Consider the following 18,685-nt stretch of genomic DNA (forward strand, 5'->3'; position numbering starts at 1 on the left):
ACATAGCCTAGACGTCAGCTGCTCTGCCACCTATAGACCCCCTTATATAAAGCAGCCAACCTGTGGGCGGCTAGGCGGTGCGTTTGGCGCCGCAGTTAGGGCAGAAAGTGTCCAGCTGATTAAACAGGGTTTGGCAGTAGCGGCAGGGAATCTTGACGATGACTTCCTTTATGATCTGGGGTTGACTGGCAACAGGGGGCGGCGCCACCACCTGGAACTCGAAGGTATCCGTGGCCAGGTCGGGGCGTCCATCCACCGCGACGACGGCCTTGATTTTCCAAACCAGGCTCTGCCCGATGCCGCTAAAGGTCAAGCGGGAAGCCGGCGGAATCAACAGGTTAACTGGGAAACTGCGGTTTTCGCCCCTTGCAAAATGCGCGGGTCCATGCAGGGTAGGCCGAAGAGAGAGGAGAACCGCGGACTCGGTGGTCTGGTGGGGAATGGAGCGGCGGAGATTAGCGTCATAGACGGAGCGGATGACCTGCGCGGTTTCGACGCATTCAACCTCTAGGCGGACCTCGGTGCAGGCAAAATCCTCCTCGGCACTAAACGCCAAAGACCCCGTCAGGCTCTGCCCAACCGGCACCGCCCAACTGTCCAATCTAAGCTGAAGATTGCCATCTGGAACCGTAACCTTATCCGTTAACTTCTTAAGGAAACCCAAATACCCCACCCTGATAGGTTCTGAGGCGCCGAAACAATTTAAAGATAACCCCCAACAACCCCAAAAAAACCCCCCAGCAGCCCCACCCCTTTATAGACCCAGTGCTTCATGTCCCATTACATATCATTAAGCATTATAGGTTTGGACTTAAAAAAATCCAAATTGATTTTACTCAAAACAGTAACGTGCTAAGTGAATCAGGAAGAAAATACCTACCAAGAACGAATTAGGAAAAACATCCAAACAGCTGAAATACTAAAAATGAACTGATAGGAAAGGGTAGTCAGCTAGTTTTCAGACATTAGAACAACTATCTCCGTCTAAAGAAGCTGTAAGCTATAATAATAATGCCAATAATCGCATAGCTATAACCTAAAGTTATTATTGGATTTTCAAAAAGTACTTGAGGGTTTGTACCAAATAGCACAGCAAAAATACCCGTAATAAGCATAATAATACCTAATGCTTGGTACATCATGCTCTTTTTTGAAGTAGCTGGTCTCAGTCTTCGATTAATAAATTTGATTTCGCCCTCGTCAAAATCTAATATTCTTAAATTTTCGCTTTTAACTTCTTCTTTAAACAAATCAGCTTTATCTTTTAACAAATCGTAGGCAAGCAATTTCAACTTCTGTGAAAAAACACTTTTAGGAAATTCATCAGTTACAAACATAACTTCTCCAAAACTCTCAAAAATCTGATATTCAAATGGAATAAATGCCATAATTTTAAGGTTTTTAAGTAGGCCCCCAATTTTATTTTCATAATAATCATCTAGGTTACCAAAATTAAATTTTTTAGGTATTTTGTTAAGCAGAAAATAAAATTGTTTCTCATTACCATATGCGTTTTGTAAATAAGATCTAAAGTTTAGAGTACCATCCCAAGTTACAGGGTCGGCCTCACTAACAATTACAGTTTTATCTGCTATTCCCGCTATACCAATTGATAGAGCATGGGGACCAGCCTCAGAGTCTATGATAATCACTTGTGGGCCGTATTTCTCGATGATTTCATTTATTATTTCTTGAAGTATTGCTTTCCAAGTTAAATAATCAACAGGTAATTCCTTCAAATTTAAAATCTGACCCGTTGCAGACGAAGGAAGGAATAGAACCTTTCCAATCTCAACTAGGTTTATATCTTTGTATTTTTCAAGAACCAGATTTTTCAAAGTTGAATTATCCTTAATCGAGGGCTGCAAAAGAGCAGTTGCGCCTCTGTTTAATAAATCACAATCGAGTAAAACTGTCTTAAGTCCAGATGTTGCCGTCAAGTTTGCGAGATTTACAGACAAAAGGGTCTTTCCAACGCCACCTTTGCCGCTTACAAAAGCAACTACAGAGCATGTTTTAGACTTCATTATTTTTCTCTCCGTATTTGGTTGTTTTTTCCTCTATCTTTTTTAGAGAATCAGTCCTTGACTTCTCATCCTTGTGTGAATCATAAAAGCACATCGCCAATATGATAATTATCATTATAGCAAAAGATACTGCAAGAAGAACTATTTCGAGTGACTGATTTGTTGCACTAACAAACGCGAAAATAAAAATCAGCGAAACTATGCATAAACCTGCTATTCTATAACCAGGAGGCGATTTCGATACACCTTCAGCAAGAGTAAGGAAAGCTCTGCCGATGCTCTCCCAGCCTCTGGCAAGAGTCTTCCATGCAGATTCATCACTTGGCGTTTTAGGCATTCATTTCACTCTAGATAGATGAAATTAGATTGCTATGATACCTATTTAACTCTAACTTGTTTTGCATTTTCCACTCTAAAGTGTTTCATTAAATAGAGACTTGAGTTTTTACTGATCCCCTTTTCGCTCAACTTGAAGGATAATAAGTTTTTAACCTTAGTAATAGTTTGGTTTGGCCGCCACTACATGTTTAGTATTTTTGTTACTTTTTGTGCGGCTCGTTTCTGTCCTTTCCCCGTTATCATGCCTTTCTGTATGCCGTTTAGCAGCTGCAGTATCATGCCCTGCTTGACGTGCTCCACCATCTGCTGCTCGGATATGCCGGGGAGGTGCATGCAGTTACCGATTTTGACGTTATACGCCGCTATGCCGTGTCGGGCGGCGATGTCGTGGAGTTTTGAGCCGATGATGGGGTTGGTTATGCTCCAGCTGATGTATTCGATGAGGTTTTCGCGTAGGCACATTTTGGCGAAATCCAGCGTGTTTTGGACTTCCGCCGGCGTTTCGTATTCGAGTTTGCCGTTGGTTTCCCAGGCGTTGTAGAGCATCAAAAAGCCGTAGACTTTTATGCCGTGCGCCCGGAGGATCTCGAGGGTGCGCTGGTTGTCGGCTTGCGATGCGTTTTTGCCGATGCCCCGCAGGACGCGGTCGTTGGCGGATTCGAGTCCGATGTGGGTGAGCCACACGTGGGTATCATGCAGTTTCTGTGCGAGTTCGTCGGTCATTTTGTCGGCGCGCAGATTGCACTGGAACACCATGCCGCGGAGCTTGAGCTTCTGGATTTCAGTGAGCGTCTCCATGCACCATTTGATGTCCACGTTGAAGGTGTCGCTGCGCAGATAGATCTCGCGTATGCCCCTGCCGTAGAGGTAGGCGACTTCCTCGGCGATGTTTTTGGGGCTGCGCTGGCGTATCCAGGGCTTCTCGAGTTTCCACACGGGGTTGCTGCAGTACGTGCAGTAGTTGGGGCAGCCGCGGATGGGCAAAAGATAGGCCATTCGCCGTTTGCGGCTCACCGCCACCTCGTAGTCCTCGAAGTTTATCATTTCCCAAGCGGGGAAAAAGTCGATGTCTGCCAGCAGCGGACGCAGACCGTTGTCTTTTTGGCGGTTAACCGTGCCCACGATGCCGCTTATGGGCGCATCGGTCTGGATGGCTTTGATTAGTTCAGTGAAGGTTTCCTCGCCCTCGCCTCGAACGCACACTTCGACGGCGGTGTTTTCCAGCACATCTTTGGGGTCGATGGTGGGATGCGCTCCGCCTGCAACCATCAGCATCGGCAGCCCCAGCGCCTTCACTTCTGCGATGGTCTGGAAGGAGAGGTCGCGTCTGGGGGTAGTGAAGGATATGGCGTAAACGTCGGGTTTTATCGCCTTGACTTTCTCTAGGTGCTCCTGAGGGGAAAGGAAGGGCTCCAGATAAGTGAACTCGACGTTTTGCAGCCTTGGCTTGGCGTAGCCGATGAGGTAGAGGATGCCTAGGTTCGGTGACTCTGTGACGGCTTCGCCTTTGGATTCTCTGCCGAAGGGGGGGTCAGCGAAGACCACTTTGAGTTTTCTTTGCTTGGATGCCATGTTTTGTTGCTTCACCGAAACCGACTCTATACCATCTTCCATGCGCAGGTATATATCTTGCTGCCCAACGTCCAAGCCGCCCCAAACCATAGCGCGATGCATCTAGCTCGGAGGCACCCAGCCAGAGCGGTTCTGACGCTTCGAAAGAATCTCGCGGAGCCGCCGCAGATTAAACAGCCAGCCGCACAAGTTAATTTTTAGCCGCACAAGCAACTCGCCCCCGCCCCGCAGCTTAACAGGCAAAACGCCGCCCCTGTTTCTTGCCACAAAAACGCCAAAGAGAATCCGCGCCTCAACCGCAACGCGCCTAAGCAGCCATTTTGCAGGATAGTTTAGGAGCATGAAGCGGATGAGGTTGCGCCTCACTATGTATTCTACTTGGGCAGGCTGGACTTTGCCGATGGAGGCTTTCCAGTGATGGGTCACCTGGGCGTCAAGCAGGATGCGGCTGCGGTACCCCGCATGCTTTGCCCGGAGGCAGTAGTCGGATTCTTCATGCACATAAGGCGAGAAGCCCACGTCGAGAAACCCGATTTTGTCGATGACGCCCCGCTTAATCAGAAAGCAGGCGCCCAAGGTGGCGTCGACGTCAAAGGCGCGGGGGCATTGGGGCTCGGATGCGGGGTTAATCCAGGATAAGCCGGCGACGCCGATTTTGGTGCCTAAGTACTGCGTTTTTCCGTCTGGGTAGACGAGTTTGCAGCCGACTACTCCGATGTCGGAGGCGGATTGGGCGGCATCAACCATTTTGGTTAGCCAGTTTGGCTGCGCTATTTCGGTGTCGTTGTTGAGCAGCAGCACATACTGCGGATTATACTTTTTTAGGGCGTAGACTATGCCTTGGTTGTTGCCCACGGAGAAGCCATAGTTGCGGTCCAACACCACCAAATCTGCCCAGCCGAATTGCTGCCTAACCCGCTCTGCGGAGCCGTCGCCGCTGCCGTTATCAACTACTATGGTGTAGTAGTTGCTGTAGTCGGTTCTGCTTTTCAGCGAGGACAGACAGGCTTCTAAACGGTTTTTCTGGTTCCAGTTAACGATGATTACCGCGACGGCTTTTTGCTCCAATATGCCACCTTGCCAGTGTATATGCCAAGAATGCTATATGTGCAGATGCAGGTATTTTAGTTTGGTACATCAGGGACGCGTCATGCTTTTATTTCCAAAGACCGATTAAGATGCATCAAGGCATACACAGAAGGGCATGAATATGGCACGCTTCCTCATAGTGCATCCGTACCTAGACATCTACGGCGGCGGCGAACGCGTCTGCCACAACGTAATCAAAACCCTACTAAGCAAAAACCAAGAAGTGCAGCTTTTAACCTTCGACTTCGACCCCGAACGCTACCAAGACATCGTCGGCGAACCCTTCCCAACGCAGGTCAAAGTGCACTCGCTGGGCAAACGCACCCAGGAAGCGCCGCCCTTCACCATCTACAAGCGCCACCGCAACTTCGTAAAACTCCTCAAAAAATACCGCAGCCAACTCAGCTATGATTACCTCTTCTCCACCCAGTCCAGCTCGCCCTTTGAACCCAGCTTTCTTGACAAAGCCAAAGCCAACATCGCCTACGTGCACTTCCCCGAAATCCACTACGACTACAACCGCGGCAGCTTCAAACGCAAACTGTACCTGTGGCTGTTTAAGCACTGGGTCGAGGCGGGCATAGGCAAATTAGACGTGGTTTTCTGCAACAGCAACTACACCAAAGAGGCGCTGATGCAACTCTGGAAACGCCATGGAGCCAAAGAACCCATCGTGGTGTATCCCCCCGTGAACCTAAGCCGCTTCTGGTGCGACACCCCTCTGCAGCAGCGACGGAAACGCGTGGCCTATGTGGCACGCTTCATCCCCGCAAAACGCCACGAAATCCTCAAACGCCTCGCCGCGGAGCTGCCCCAATACGAATTCGTCAGCATCGGCGGCTTAATCGAAGCCGAGAAACCCTGGTTTAACCGCTTCCAAGAGAACCTCCCAGCCAACTACACCCTTAAAACCAACCTGCCTGGACCCGACCTGCTCAGAATCCTCCAGGACAGCCGAATCTACGTGCACCTCATGGAGGGCGAACACTTCGGCATCGCACCCGTGGAGGGACTGGCAAGCGGATGCGTCACGCTGGTGCATGACAGCGGCGGCATGCGCGAGTTTATTCCTGAAAATTTCCGCTGGCAAAACTTCGAGGACCTGAAATCCAAAGTCGTCGCCAACATGGAAAACCCAAACTGGGACCAGACACGGCGGATGCTGTGGAGCAAAATCAAGGAGCTCTCGCCCGAGAACTTCCAAAACAGCATCTGGCAGCATCTCAAGGATACAGTTGGCCTTCGGGGGTAATGGTTTTCTGGTATTATGGTATGCTTTAATCTGGTTAGGTGGTTTTAGCAAAACTTTAAATCAAGTTTTTCATTTACTCTGTTTGCCTTGCGTAGAGAGGCTTTGGCCTTTAAAACAAGGGGGCTATCGCTAAAGAAATGAATGGAAAAAAAATGGCAGCTTTTAGAAGATCAGTTCTTCTAAGTGGAAAACTTGCGAAGTCCTCACAGGGATCCATTGACGCCAAAGGTAAAGAGGGCAGGTTTAACCATAAAACGTGGAGGCTTAACCGGAAAGAAAAGATTCTGGTTGGAGTCATCCTGATAGCGGTCATTCTGATTCCCACGGTCATACTTTTTCCAAGAGAAAACCTAACTCAGCAGCCCTCCACAGATAAACCGGACGTCTCAAATACCGCGCAAAGAGATAACAGCACTGCCACCCCCGCCCCAAACCCCCTTGCAGAAATAGACAAAGCTATCCAGCAGGCAGGCCAAGCGATAAGCGAGGCAGTTACCGGTAAAAAAGTAGGCCCCATCGAAGGCGCCCAAACCATGAACAGCTCGGTCTGGCGAACAGTCGCCACTAACGCATGGAACTATTTCCGGCCTGGCGTAGGCGTGGACGGCAACACGGGGCTTCCATGGTCAGGCAACTCGTATCCATACTTTACAGATTGGGATTTGGGCATTTATGTTCAAGCAACCATAGACGCATCCAAGCTGGGTTTAATCAAGAAGGACGGCGACTGGGGATTCAACGACAGAATGAATAAAGTGTTAATTTTCTGTGAAACACGCGAACTCAACAACGCCACTTACCCCTACTGGTTCTATCAATCCATCGACGGCAAAGTCTTCCGAGATAACTCCAACGACCCCAACTTCGTCGCCGACGTCGCCGACACAGGCAGACTACTTGTTGCCCTAAACAACCTAAGAAACTACGACTCCGCCTTAGCGGTCCGCGTCAACAACTTGGTTTACAACTTCTATGGCAACCGCTCAAACTACGAGGGACTAGTTGCAGGCATCAAAGCAGAGAGCCTTACTTCAAAGAGCGTCTATGCCTACTACGCCGCAAGCGGGTTTGCAAGCTTTTGGCCAAGCCTACTCCCCGACGCAACCTCAAAAATCCTCAGTAACATTTACTCATCAGAAAACATAACCGTTAACGGCGTCGAATTGCCTAAAGCCAAAATTACAAGTGATGTGCTGCTGGCTCTGCTCTTTGAAACAACCCCAAACGATCGGCTTACAAGCCTTACTCGCCAAGTGTATCTGGCACATCAGAACTACAACCAGCAAACCGGTAAATTCCGGGCATATGGGGAAGGCTCTGGGATCTCAAGCTGGGTTTGGGAATATGTTGTTCTGCCCGATGGAAGAACCTGGAACGTTACGGATGGCGATCAGATAGAAATCAAAAGTGCCCCCATGATGTTCACGAAGGTTTCACTGGGCTTTCTAGCGGTCTACAACTCAGCATTTGCCAAGAACATGTCAGGATACATCGAGAGAGCACTCGACAGTAGCGATCAAGGCTACTATGAGGGCGTCGATGAAATTGGTCAGCCAAACTTCTCGCTGGGCGTTCATACCAACGGGCTGATTGTCGGGGCGGCACGCTACGCCATAGAGGCAAGACCCTAAGCTGAGCCTGAAGGCTGGCATAGGGTTTATTACCAAAAGTTGCCCTCATAGGTGACAACTGAACACGCATGATAAAGCTAAGAATCGACGTTGACTACCCCTACACCTCAAGGGCAAAGAGCTTCCTCTACATAGCCCTGCGTAGGAAAAGCCCAGGGGGCAGCGATTACCTGAGGAACGCACGCATCGTTGCACAGATGATTAACCAGTCCCCCAAGCAGGTTTTCGCTTACTGGTTCTTTACGCCCTACACCATCCCCGACCAAAACATGCTTTCTCTGCTGGACCCACGGCGGCATGAAGTCGCGCTTCACGTGGCAACCCACGCAGTTGCTGAGTGGCATACGCTGGAAGAGAAAACCAACCGCAAAATCCAAACCTACACGATGCATGGAACCGCAGGAAAACTCAACCGGCTGCTGTGGGGACGTAAACTCAGCCAAGCCCAACCCAGCATTCCAAAGGATTTCCCCCTTAAATCACTCCATGAAGTCCCAACTATGAGCCTTGACCGGGAACGCTACCTCCACGGCTACGAAAAAACCCTATCCGACATCAACATCTGGGTTGAGGAAGGCGTGGTAATATCGATTCATCCAGACTGGCTTTTTGCCCAGACAAAAAAAACCCAGCGAGGCCCCTACTACGATACACTAAAAACAGCGCTGGAGGTAGATGGCGACTTAGAAACCATCAGCACCCGCAAAACGCTCAACGTACGCATAGCCCGAGATTTCCGGGAGTACCACAAAAAAATCTTGCCCACCGACACCTTCCTCGATAAACTGCGGCTGCGGGGCTTTGACATCTTTACCTTTATCGAACGCAAATGGTGCTGCCCCATCCCCAACCCCCCCGCGGATTGGGTGAAAGTTGAAGATAACATCGGCTTGCTGGAGATAGCGGATTACCAGAGCTGGTGGAACCAAATCGGCAAGAAAACCCGCAACATGGTGCGTAAAGCAGAAAAAGAAGGCATAAAAGTCGATGTGGCACCGCCAAGCGACCGCCTCGCAGAAGGCATCTACCACATCTACCATGAGACCCCGATTCGGCAGGGCCGCGCTTTCCCCCACTACGGCGAATCGTTGGAGACCGTGGCTGGGAACATGTACGCTGAGAAGAAATCCACTTTCATCGTGGCCTACCTTGGCGACGAGTTAGCAGGGTTTATTCAGATTCTGCACGGCGACGAGTTAGCCATACTCTCCAACATCCTCTCGATGCAGAAGCACTGGGATAAATCCGTCAACAACGCGCTCCTCGCCAAAGCCGTCGAAGTCTGCGCCTCGAAGGGGGAGCGGTGGCTTATGTATGGGCGCATCGGCAACCATCCGTCCCTCGACAAGTTCAAGGAAAGCAACGGCTTTGTCAAGTACCCCGTCGCCCGCTACTACATCCCCCTCACCTCCAAAGGCAGATGGGCAATTAAGCTGGGGCTGCATCAGGAACTCAAAGATGCCTTGCCCGACGCCGTCAAATATCCGCTTCTGCCCGCGGTAAACTGGGTAAGCCGAACCAAAGCCACCGTGAAGCTTGCCCTAAGAAAACACCGATAGCCCGCGGGGAAATCTTGATTAGCACAAAAACAAATAGCTCAGTGGATGGCACAGTTGGCAAGCGTAAGCAATCCTAAGTGAGTTAAATGAAAATCACCTTTATACTACAAGAGAAAGGCGCAGGCATGGTGGGAGGCATCAGGGTTGTCTACGAATACGCTAACCACCTAACCCAAAGGGGACACCAAGTGACCATCGTTTACCCTTTGACGCCTTATGTGCCAAGACCCAAACTGCAATTAAGCAACCTGAAGAATCAACTGCGTTGGCTTAAAGGTCAAGCCCGCTGGCTAAAGCTGAACCTGAAAAGCGGCAAGAAAGTCGGCTGGTTTGACGTCAAAGCGCGCCTCGTCACTATCCCATCCACCAGCCCCAGCTTAAGTTGGCTGTCACAGCGGTTCATCCCCGACGCCGACGTGGTGCTGGCGACTGCATGGGAAACAGCTTACCTTGTCAGTAAACTCAACCAGCATAAAGGCAAGAAATATTATTTTATCCAGAACTACGAGATCTGGCCGGTCTGGGACAGCGAGGAAGCATGGGCCGAGGCCGAAGCCCTTGAATCTGACCCCGACAAGCTGTGCCTAGCCATGCATGACGTCGCCTTAGATAACCCTAAGCTAAGAGACTTCAAAGAGAGAGTCGATGCCACATACAAGTTACCCCTCAACAAAATCGTGATTTCCAGCTGGCTTAAAGAATTAGTTGAGGCTAAATTCGGTGAAGCCGCCAATGGACCAATACCTAACGGCACCAACTTTGAAACCTTCCACTTAGAAGACACCCCCCGTTTTGGCAAGCGGGTGTTGATGCCTTGGCGACCCGCAAAATGGAAAGGCACCCAAGATGGGCTTAAAGCGTTGGCGATGGCGAGGCAGCGTCATCCTGAAGCGGAGTTCGGCGTGCATGGCAACCCCGCCGACGCCGATTTACCCGATTGGATCACAGGGTACGGCAGGGTTTCAGATGACGAATTACGGCACCTCTACAATCAGGCAGGCATCTACGTTATTCCCAGCTGGGTGGAGGGCTCGCAGTTGCCCCCGATGGAGGCGATGGCATGCGGCTGCGCGGTTGTGGCAACCAACGTGGGGGGAGTAACCGATTATGCAGTCGCAGACAAAACCGTGCTGGTTTCTCCGCCCCGAAACCCTGAAGCGTTAGCCGCTAACATCTCGGCGCTGTTGGAAGATGCCGAGCGGCGGGCAAGGATGGCGCAAGCCGGAAACAAATACATTGCACAGTTCACTTGGGAGCGGGCTACAGATAATTTAGAAAAAATCCTGCAAGCCAACCCCTAAAGCCAAGATGCCGGGCCGTTAAAGCAGCAACTTAGCCAAAAAATCCATCAAAGCTGCTTTGCTGGGGAAGCCCCGGAATATGGCTTTGCCGCTGGTGTAGAGCCTAAAGGAGACGCCCTCAAAAGTTAACTCGAAAATGATTCCTGCCAACGAGTTCTTCAACGTGGCTTTTTTGAGGATAACCGCGATAACCTCGTCTTTTTTTTCGAACTTGAAGTTCACGATTACGTCCTGGTCTGCGCCGCAGGTGCCTTCGAGGCGGGACACGTAGTCGGCGACAGTGGACATTACTTATCGAGCTCCCCTATGATTTCTACGAAGCGATCCACTTCTTGGCGGGTGTTGTAGAGGTAGAAGCTTGCCCGCGCGGAGGAGCTCAGCTTGAAGATTTCATGCAGGGGCTGGGCGCAGTGGTAGCCGCTGCGTAGGGCAACGCCGTATTCGTCGAAGAACGCGGCTGTCTCATGCGAGCTGAAGCCTTTGAGCCCGAAGGGTATGATGCCGCATTTCTTGGAGTCCGTGGGGCCATAGAGGGTAACTTTCTCTAAGCCGCTGAGTTTACTGTAAGCATATTTGGTGAGTTCTTTTTCGTGGCAAAACACGTTCTCCATGCCCAAGTTCTTCAGGTACCTAACCGCAGCGCCCAGGCCGATGGCGCCTGAAATGTTAGGGGTCCCTGCCTCGAATTTGTAGGGCACATCATTCCATGCTATGCTGCATTGGCCCCCTTGGACTGAGACCTCTTTGATCATTTCGCCTCCGCCCTGGAAAGGCGTCATCTTCTCCAGTTGCTCCTTTCTGCCATAAAGGACGCCGATGCCTGTGGGCGCCAGCATCTTATGCCCCGAAAACGCCAAGAAATCCATGCCGATATCCTGCACGTCCACGGGCATATGCGGCACGGATTGGGCGCCGTCCACCAGCATCAAAGAGCCGTTGTCGTGGGCAGCTTTGGTTACACGTTTCACGTCGTTTATGACACCTGTGACGTTGCTGACTTGGCTTAGGCAGCAGATGCGGGTGTTCTTGGTGATTTTGGCTTCGAAGTCCCCGTAATCGAGTGTGCCATCCTCAAAGACGTTGGCGTATTTGATTTTGAAGCCGCGGCATCGAGCGAGGATTTCCCAGGGCACGATGTCGCTGTGATGCTCCATAAGCGAAACCAGCACTTCGTCGCCTTCGGTCAGCGTGCTGCAGCCTAATGAGTGCGCGACGAGGTTGATGGCTTCGGTTGTGCCGCGGACAAACACGACTTCGCTGGTTGATTTGGCGTTGATGAAGGTGGCTGTTTGCTCTCGGGCTTGCTCGTAGAGATCGGTTGCCTCCGTGGAGAGTTTATGGATGCCGCGGTGGACGTTAGCGTTGTGGCTGCTGTAGTATTCTACGATGGCATCTATGACTTGGCGGGGTTTCTGGGTGGTTGCTGCGTTATCGAAGTAGATGAGGGGGTAGCCGTTGATTTTCTTCTCCAGAATGGGGAAGTCTCGGCGGAGGGCTTGGCTGTCCACTTACTTTTCTGCCTCAGGTTTCTGCCTCTTAGAAAGCGTCTTGGCTAGTTCCTCTTCTTCAAGCGCCTGTTTCTCCTCGTAAGTGTGCTCTTTAGACAGCCAGCTTGGTAGCTCTGCACCCTTCTGGGTGAAGTACTGGCGGATGGCACGTTTGAGGGCGCCGACGGCGAGGACGCCGCAGTGGAACTTCACGCTGGGCAAGCCGCCGATTTCCTCAGTGACTTTTTTCCAGGTGATGTCAATCCAGGCTTTCTCCAGCGTTAAGCCCTTTATCATTTCGGTAACTATGCTGCTGGTGGCGATGTTGGCGGCACATCCGTAACTTTCAAACTGGGCTTTCTCGATAACTTGGGTTTGCTCGTTGATTTTCAGGTAGAAGGTTATCATGTCTCCGCATGCAGGGTTACCTGCGACTGCGACGACGGTGGCGTCTTCCATTTTGCCTAGGTTTTTGGGGTTACGGAATAGATCCATGACTTTGGGGTTGTAGGGTAAGGGTATACGTGACATGTTTAGTGCACTCCTGTCGAGCCAACTATCCCTCTGATACGATTAACTGCTGTAGGTAGAACGTCTAGAACGTAAGATATATCGTCTTCTGTGTGGCTGCGGGTAACCTTCATCAGTATGCTGCCATGCGCTTCCTCGAAGATGCGGCCGATAGCGATGAGCACGTGGCTGGGCTGCAAGAGACGGCGGCTACAGGCGCTTCCACTGGACACATAGACGCCCTTGAGGCTCAGCTCGATGGTTAAGGCTTCGCCCTCCGCACGCAGGATGCTTATGTTGGCGTTGTCTGGGCTGCGTTTCTCGCCCCTGGGACCGTTAAAGCGCAGATCGGTGAGTTCAGCGAAGATGCCGTCTACGAGTTTGTCGCGGAGGCTACGCATTTTGGCAACGGTGGCATCGAAGTCTGTGAAGGCAAGCTCGGTGGCTTTGGTGAAGCCCACAATCAACGGTGTATTCTCTATGCCGGGCCACAGTTTCTGGGTGCCGATGGGCCCCTCCAGGATACGTTCGAGGCTGACGCCTTCTTTAAGGTAGAATGCGCCGACTCCGCGGGGACCCTGGATTTTATAGCTGCTTGCAGATGCCATGTCTACGCCGAGGCGCTGGACACTGAAGGGAATTCTGGCGAAGGCGTCGGAGGCGTCGGTGTGGAAGAGCACATCGGGGTTTTGGCTTTTAGCGATGTCGACGGCTTCTTTGATGGGCTGGATGGTGCCGACTTCGTTGTTGACAGCGGATATGCTGACAAGGATGGTTTCTTTGTCAACTGCCGCTTTGAGTTTTTCAAGGTTGACAAAGCCCTCGTGGTCCACTGGGATTTTGGTTGTTGAGAAGCCGAATTTACCCATCAATTCGGCGACCTGCAGCACGTTAATGGGTTCGATTTCAGATATGACTATTTTTTTGCCTTTGGCTTTTTTTGCGAAGCAGGCGGCTTGGATGGCGAGGTTGTTGGCTTCGGTTTCGCTTGGTGTGAAGGTGAGTTCCTCGGGGTTTTTTGCGCCCATGAAGCGGCTGATTTTGGTGAAGCAGCCCATGACGGTTTCAAAGGCTTCCCAGCCGGGTTTATGGGTTAAGGTGGGGTTGCCGTAGGCTTTCTGGTTCCAGTAGGGCGCCATGGCGTCGATGACTTCCGCTGGCACTTGGCTGCTGTTTTCGTTGTCTAGGTAAACTTCGCGTTGGATGCCTTCATGGAGTTTGAGTAACTCTCTTACGTTTTCAACCATACAGTATCCTACCATAAGTTTGTGGATAGATAACTCGTCACAGTTGGTAATGCCACATCTAATAGAAAAATGTAGCTGAAAAACAGCGCTTAAGCGTTTTTAGGGGAAGAAACCAGTTGCACCTGTTTCTGTCTTATCTGTCAGGTTGGCGTGATTGCCCAACGTGAAGTAGAGCTCAATTTCCGTTTATTCAACCTGTGTTTAACTTTTTTTAAACTAGAGTTTATATGGTTGGATTATCCAACCTATTCAGGTAATAAAAATGCAAAATAAGCCAACACCCTTACCGCCGCACAGAAACACATCACTAAACAACAAAAATACCCGCCTAAACAGGCGACGCACCGGAGGCACCGCCCTCTGAAACGAAACAGCATCATCCTGGTCTCGACGGTACTTATCGTAGTAATCTGCGGATCCGCCTTCGGAGCCCTCTCACTTTTATCCGCCCCTTCATCGAACCAAACTGCAACCCCAACAGCGCAACCAACAACCTCACCCACAACAAATCCACCCACGCCGACCACGCCTACAACATCCACGGCAACGCCGTCTGCCACGTCTTTGTCGTCAACAACTGCGTCTAATCCGCTGCCGATTACAACCCCTGAACCCACTGGCCCCGTCACGGTAGTAGATGCCAACGGAGCAAAAGTTACCGTGCAGCGTCCAGTAAACCGGATTGTCTGCTTGACTTCCGTTGAAATCGTATATGCCCTGGGTGCAGGAAGCAAAATCGTGGGGATAGCTGGGATGTTAACTACGGATGTTAAAGATGTTTTGCCCTCTTGGATTCTGAATTTACCCGCTGTCGGTGACAAAGACACCTCGCCTAACATCGAGGTTATCTTGGAGTTGAAGCCTGATTTGATTCTTGCAAGCCAAAGATTAACTGATGAAAACAGAAAACGGTTCGAAGACGCAGGCATAGCGGTGATTGAAGATACCTCAACGGGCACCCGACGCAACGAGTACTTTACTAATCTGGGTTTAATCCTGAGCAAAGAGGCTAGAGCTAGCGAAATCATCAGCTACGAACAGTACTACTGGAACCTAGTTGAGCAACGCGTGGCGAATCTGCCGCGGAGCCAAAAGCCCCTGGTGTGCTTTGAATGGTATATGCCATGGTTTAGCACCGGCCCCGGAGGCTCCTACACTTTACTCATTGAAACCGCAGGCGGCATAAATCTGGGGGAAAACGCTTCAGTATCTAGCCCCCAGTTAAGCAGCGAGTTTGTGATGGAGAAAAACCCCGACTACGTCATCCGCATGCTAGACGTTACTTCCGGAGAAACATACAGTGCCTTCCAAAACCTCTACAGTAGCGTCACAAGTAGGACAGGGATGAGTAACCTAAACGCAGTTAAAAACAACAACGTTTACGTCATCAAAAGCACCTTGCTTGTTGAGAGAGACGTTATTGGGCTGCTTTACTTTGCAAAATGGTTCCACCCCGACTTGTTCACCGACATAGATCCAGCGGCAGTGCATTCAGAGATGGTTCAGAAGTACTACGGCTCCACCGTTTCAAGCGTTTACCTGTACCCCTAAGCCTTCAATGCCTACTTTCCCCCTCTTTTTTTAACCAACCCTACGGTTCTTCTACCAAAAGTTTACCCGCAAAAGATGCTTTGAAAACTAAAAACTCTAATAACCCACACAAACCCATAGTAGCAGCACAGACATTTATAGGTCGATACCAGTTGAAGATTGCAGAGTTATCCGTGCCCCAATCCGTCAAAGATGTCCTCGACTCGCAGGGGATTTGCGAGTTGTTTCCGCCTCAGGAGGACTGTATACGGGCAGGAGTGCTCGAGGGGCAAAACATCGTGCTTGCCAGCCCCACCGCCTCGGGCAAGACGCTCATAGCGGAGCTCTGCGCGATGAAGCATGTACTGGAGGGCGGCGGCAAAGTCATCTATCTCTCTCCGCTGCGTGCGCTTGCAAGCGAGAAGTTTGAGGAGTTCCAGAAGTACACGGGCATCACTAAACCCGACGGCAGAAACGTTTCTGTCGGAATCAGCACAGGCGACTTCGACACCGCCGACAACTGGCTTGCCCGCTACGACGTAATCGTCACCACCAACGAGAAAGCTGACTCGCTGCTCCGACACCGCGCCAAGTGGATGGAGAGCATCAGCGCCGTAGTCGCCGACGAAGTGCACTTGCTTAACGAAGCCGACCGCGGACCAACACTGGAAATCGTGCTGGCAAGGCTGATGCAATGCAACCCCCACATCCAAATCCTCGCCCTATCCGCCACCATCAATAACGTGGATGAGATTGCGGGGTGGCTGTCGGCTAAGCACATCGTCACGACTTGGCGGCCCATTAACCTTAAGGAAGGCGTGATTCTGCAGGATGAAATCCAGTACCGCGACGGGGAATCAAGGCGGATCGAGCAGGAAACCCGCTTCACCGTCATCAACATGGTCCTCAGCACGCTGCGGGGCGGGGGGCAAGCGCTGATTTTCGCGTCCACCCGCAAAAACGCGGTTTCCGCCGCCAAAACCGTCGCCAGCCACATGGACAAGGTGCTGGTGCCTAAAAGCGGCAGCAAACTGGTTAAAAAAAGCCTTGAAGAGCAAACCAAAGGCGCCCTCGAGAAGGAGGCACACAAGATACTGGAGGCAGGCGAGCATACCCAGATGAGTGATGAACTCGCTGAGTTGGTGCGATGCGGCGTGGCTTATCACCATGCTGGGCTGTCGGGGGCTCACCGCAAAATCATCGAGGACGCCTTCAAAGAACGCAAAATCAAGGTTTTAACGGCGACTCCGACGCTGGCATGGGGCGTAAATTTACCCGCGCGTACCGTGATTATTCAGGATTACCGCCGCTTCGAAGCAGGCCTTGGCAACTATCCCATCCCCGTTTTGGACTATAAGCAGATGGCGGGTCGGGCGGGGCGGCCTAAATACGACAAATTCGGGGAATCGGTGCTTATCGCCAAAACCGCCGACGAAGCCGACTACCTCATGGAAAGCTACGTACTCGCCAAGCCCGAACGCATCTGGTCGCGGCTCGCCGTGGAGAAAATCATCCGCACCCACGTGCTCGCCACCGTCGCCTCAGATTATGCGCATACCGAGCGGGGCATCTATGAGTTCTTCGGCAAAACCTTCTATGCCTACCAGTATGACGTGAAAGCCATCGAGGCGGTTATCCGAAAAATCCTCAAGTTCCTCCACGACCAAGAAATGATATATGTGGTGGGCAGCGATGACATCCGCGCAACCAGTTTTGGCCGCCGCATAAGCGAACTCTACATCGACCCGCTGTCCGGCGTGATTATCCGTGATGCGTTGCAGACTAAGCCGCCAATGCTAACCGAGTTCAGTCTGCTCCAGCTTATCGCGCATACCCCTGATATGGGGCCCATCATGCGGCCGTACCAGCGGGAAGTCGATAAACTCTCCGTTGAACTCGAAGGCCACCGAGACGAACTCTTCGTGGAGCCCCCCGAGCAGGCCGACTACATCGGCTACGCAGAATTCCTCGGCGAAGTCAAAACCGCCATGGTCCTCAACAACTGGATAGAGGAGCTGCCCGAGGACAAGCTGATGGAGCGCTTCAGCGTGCAGCCCGGCGACCTCTACCGCATCATCGAGAACGCGAAGTGGCTGCTGCATGCCACCGAGGAGCTCTCGCCTGTAGTTGCCAAAAACCGGGAGGTCACTGCCCTAAGCCTTGAACTGGTGGAGCGGGTAGGCAAGGGCATTAAGCGGGAGCTGATGCCGATTGTGGCACTTGAGGGCGTGGGCAGAGTCCGCGGCAGAATCATCTATAACTCGGGCTTCCAAACCATCGAGGATCTGAGGCGCGCCTCGGTTGAGGAATTAACGGCGCTGCCATCGGTGGGGCCGCGTTTGGCAAAGAAAATCAAGGAGCAAGTCGGCGGCTACATCAAAAAAGACGAGTGGGAAAGCCTGCAAAGCGCCGCTAAGGCGCCTCAGGAAGCGCAGCAGAAAGGACTGTTTGATTTTTAGTTATTTTAGTTTTTTCTGTGTAAAATTCGTCGAATACGCAGAGTAACATTGCTCTGTATTCCTCTATGTTGGATCGGATTTTTGCGGGGCGAAGCGGCCATCCAACGTAGTAGCTGAAAAGACATGTTGCCGCGGATATAGTTGCTAACTGTACCGCTGCGAGGGCTGTTTGATTAGTGTACCAAATGACTATGCTGATAATAACCATTAAGGATACTAGAAAAATATGTAGAAGACGAATAGCTGGATAGAATGCATTGGCGTCAGGGATGTTTTCTGGCTCTAATTTCTTCGCTATCAATTGGTTGGCGTCTTTTAGCTTTGAATGGCGCTTTTTCCATTGGCGGTAAATTCTAAGTGTACTCTCCCAACCGAACCATTTGCTATTATACTCGCCCTCATGCACCAAGAGAATATACGCAACGATTCTGCCATCGCTTCTCAAGCGGTTAGCTATGAACCACATATTAAAAGTCAAAATGAAAATAACTGAAGCAGCCAGGAAACCACTTAATGTTGAGCCTAAAAAGTATTGCAGAACAACTGAAACCACACCCAAAATGAGGATTGGTCTATCGAAAATGTAGCTTCTGTTACGTCTATGTTCCTCCTGTAGGTTTCTGTATTCTTCCAGCTTTAACTCATCTAAATAATCCATGAGATTGTATTCAAGCTATATACT

At 51.0% G+C, this 18,685-nt stretch carries 16 protein-coding genes; 6 read left to right on the forward strand and 10 right to left on the reverse strand.

Annotated features, from left to right (window positions below; all coding sequences use genetic code 11):
• Positions 1-70 precede the first annotated feature (70 nt).
• The 5 genes from NWE93_08510 to NWE93_08530 all read right to left on the reverse strand — a co-directional run bounded on the left by NWE93_08510 (position 71) and on the right by NWE93_08530 (position 5,006).
• Positions 71-664 carry a hypothetical protein gene (locus NWE93_08510; protein MCW4000269.1) on the reverse strand — a complete coding sequence of 198 codons (594 nt, stop codon included), beginning with the start codon at positions 662-664 and terminating at the stop codon, positions 71-73.
• A gap of 310 nt (positions 665-974) precedes the next feature.
• Entirely contained in the window at positions 975-2,027 is a 1,053-nt protein-coding gene (locus NWE93_08515; protein ID MCW4000270.1) for an AAA family ATPase, read from the reverse strand.
• Positions 2,017-2,364 (reverse strand): hypothetical protein, encoded by a 348-nt coding sequence (locus NWE93_08520; GenBank protein MCW4000271.1) that lies wholly within the window; start codon positions 2,362-2,364, stop codon positions 2,017-2,019. Before NWE93_08520 ends, NWE93_08515 begins: the two co-directional genes overlap by 11 nt.
• 182 nt (positions 2,365-2,546) lie before the next feature.
• Entirely contained in the window at positions 2,547-3,953 is a 1,407-nt protein-coding gene (locus tag NWE93_08525) for a B12-binding domain-containing radical SAM protein (GenBank protein ID MCW4000272.1), read from the reverse strand.
• Between the two features lie 87 nt (positions 3,954-4,040).
• The gene (locus tag NWE93_08530) at positions 4,041-5,006 is read right to left on the reverse strand and encodes a glycosyltransferase family 2 protein (GenBank protein ID MCW4000273.1); all 966 of its coding nucleotides are present in this window, start codon (positions 5,004-5,006) and stop codon (positions 4,041-4,043) included.
• 142 nt (positions 5,007-5,148) lie between these two features.
• On the opposite strand from NWE93_08530, the gene NWE93_08535 reads away from it, so the two are divergent.
• The 4 genes from NWE93_08535 to NWE93_08550 all read left to right on the forward strand — a co-directional run bounded on the left by NWE93_08535 (position 5,149) and on the right by NWE93_08550 (position 10,770).
• Positions 5,149-6,279 (forward strand): glycosyltransferase, encoded by a 1,131-nt coding sequence (locus tag NWE93_08535; protein MCW4000274.1) that lies wholly within the window; start codon positions 5,149-5,151, stop codon positions 6,277-6,279.
• A 152-nt stretch (positions 6,280-6,431) separates the two neighbouring features.
• Entirely contained in the window at positions 6,432-7,910 is a 1,479-nt protein-coding gene (locus tag NWE93_08540) for a DUF3131 domain-containing protein (GenBank protein MCW4000275.1), read from the forward strand.
• Between the two features lie 68 nt (positions 7,911-7,978).
• The gene (locus NWE93_08545) at positions 7,979-9,469 is read left to right on the forward strand and encodes a hypothetical protein (protein ID MCW4000276.1); all 1,491 of its coding nucleotides are present in this window, start codon (positions 7,979-7,981) and stop codon (positions 9,467-9,469) included.
• A gap of 86 nt (positions 9,470-9,555) precedes the next feature.
• The gene (locus tag NWE93_08550) at positions 9,556-10,770 is read left to right on the forward strand and encodes a glycosyltransferase family 4 protein (GenBank protein MCW4000277.1); all 1,215 of its coding nucleotides are present in this window, start codon (positions 9,556-9,558) and stop codon (positions 10,768-10,770) included.
• Between the two features lie 18 nt (positions 10,771-10,788).
• Here NWE93_08550 and NWE93_08555 read toward each other — a convergent pair whose 3' ends face one another.
• Genes NWE93_08555 through NWE93_08570 form a run of 4 tightly spaced genes read right to left on the reverse strand, consistent with a single transcriptional unit; the run spans position 10,789 to position 14,014 of the window.
• Positions 10,789-11,058, reverse strand: coding sequence for a hypothetical protein (locus NWE93_08555; GenBank protein ID MCW4000278.1), 270 nt, complete (start codon positions 11,056-11,058; stop codon positions 10,789-10,791).
• A complete protein-coding gene (locus tag NWE93_08560) occupies positions 11,058-12,278 on the reverse strand; it encodes a cysteine desulfurase (protein ID MCW4000279.1) in 1,221 nt (406 codons plus the stop codon). Before NWE93_08560 ends, NWE93_08555 begins: the two co-directional genes overlap by 1 nt.
• Positions 12,279-12,788: an iron-sulfur cluster assembly scaffold protein gene (locus NWE93_08565; protein MCW4000280.1), complete on the reverse strand. Its 510-nt coding sequence runs from the start codon at positions 12,786-12,788 to the stop codon at positions 12,279-12,281.
• A gap of 2 nt (positions 12,789-12,790) precedes the next feature.
• Positions 12,791-14,014: a cysteine desulfurase gene (locus NWE93_08570; GenBank protein MCW4000281.1), complete on the reverse strand. Its 1,224-nt coding sequence runs from the start codon at positions 14,012-14,014 to the stop codon at positions 12,791-12,793.
• Positions 14,015-14,578: 564 nt separating this feature from the next.
• Here NWE93_08570 and NWE93_08575 point away from each other — a divergent pair.
• Together NWE93_08575 and NWE93_08580 are read left to right on the forward strand one after the other, a co-directional pair.
• Positions 14,579-15,565, forward strand: coding sequence for an ABC transporter substrate-binding protein (locus NWE93_08575; GenBank protein ID MCW4000282.1), 987 nt, complete (start codon positions 14,579-14,581; stop codon positions 15,563-15,565).
• Between the two features lie 152 nt (positions 15,566-15,717).
• Entirely contained in the window at positions 15,718-18,003 is a 2,286-nt protein-coding gene (locus NWE93_08580) for a DEAD/DEAH box helicase (GenBank protein MCW4000283.1), read from the forward strand.
• Here the strand turns inward: NWE93_08580 and NWE93_08585 are convergent.
• Positions 17,957-18,661, reverse strand: coding sequence for a hypothetical protein (locus NWE93_08585; protein MCW4000284.1), 705 nt, complete (start codon positions 18,659-18,661; stop codon positions 17,957-17,959). The genes NWE93_08580 and NWE93_08585 overlap by 47 nt on opposite strands.
• Between the last annotated feature and the right edge of the window lie 24 nt (positions 18,662-18,685).

This window comes from Candidatus Bathyarchaeota archaeon (assembly GCA_026014735.1).
Classification (GTDB): domain Archaea; phylum Thermoproteota; class Bathyarchaeia; order Bathyarchaeales; family Bathycorpusculaceae; genus Bathycorpusculum.

Excerpts from the sequence above, each read along its gene's own strand:
- NWE93_08585 (MCW4000284.1), bottom strand. The coding sequence starts at position 18,661 with ATGGATTATTTAGATGAGTTAAAGCTGGAAGAATACAGAAACCTACAG.
- NWE93_08515 (MCW4000270.1), bottom strand. The coding sequence starts at position 2,027 with ATGAAGTCTAAAACATGCTCTGTAGTTGCTTTTGTAAGCGGCAAAGGT.
- NWE93_08520 (MCW4000271.1), bottom strand. The coding sequence starts at position 2,364 with ATGCCTAAAACGCCAAGTGATGAATCTGCATGGAAGACTCTTGCCAGA.
- NWE93_08555 (MCW4000278.1), bottom strand. The coding sequence starts at position 11,058 with ATGTCCACTGTCGCCGACTACGTGTCCCGCCTCGAAGGCACCTGCGGC.
- NWE93_08550 (MCW4000277.1), top strand. The coding sequence starts at position 9,556 with ATGAAAATCACCTTTATACTACAAGAGAAAGGCGCAGGCATGGTGGGA.
- NWE93_08570 (MCW4000281.1), bottom strand. The coding sequence starts at position 14,014 with ATGGTTGAAAACGTAAGAGAGTTACTCAAACTCCATGAAGGCATCCAA.
- NWE93_08540 (MCW4000275.1), top strand. The coding sequence starts at position 6,432 with ATGGCAGCTTTTAGAAGATCAGTTCTTCTAAGTGGAAAACTTGCGAAG.
- NWE93_08545 (MCW4000276.1), top strand. The coding sequence starts at position 7,979 with ATGATAAAGCTAAGAATCGACGTTGACTACCCCTACACCTCAAGGGCA.
- NWE93_08565 (MCW4000280.1), bottom strand. The coding sequence starts at position 12,788 with ATGTCACGTATACCCTTACCCTACAACCCCAAAGTCATGGATCTATTC.
- NWE93_08535 (MCW4000274.1), top strand. The coding sequence starts at position 5,149 with ATGGCACGCTTCCTCATAGTGCATCCGTACCTAGACATCTACGGCGGC.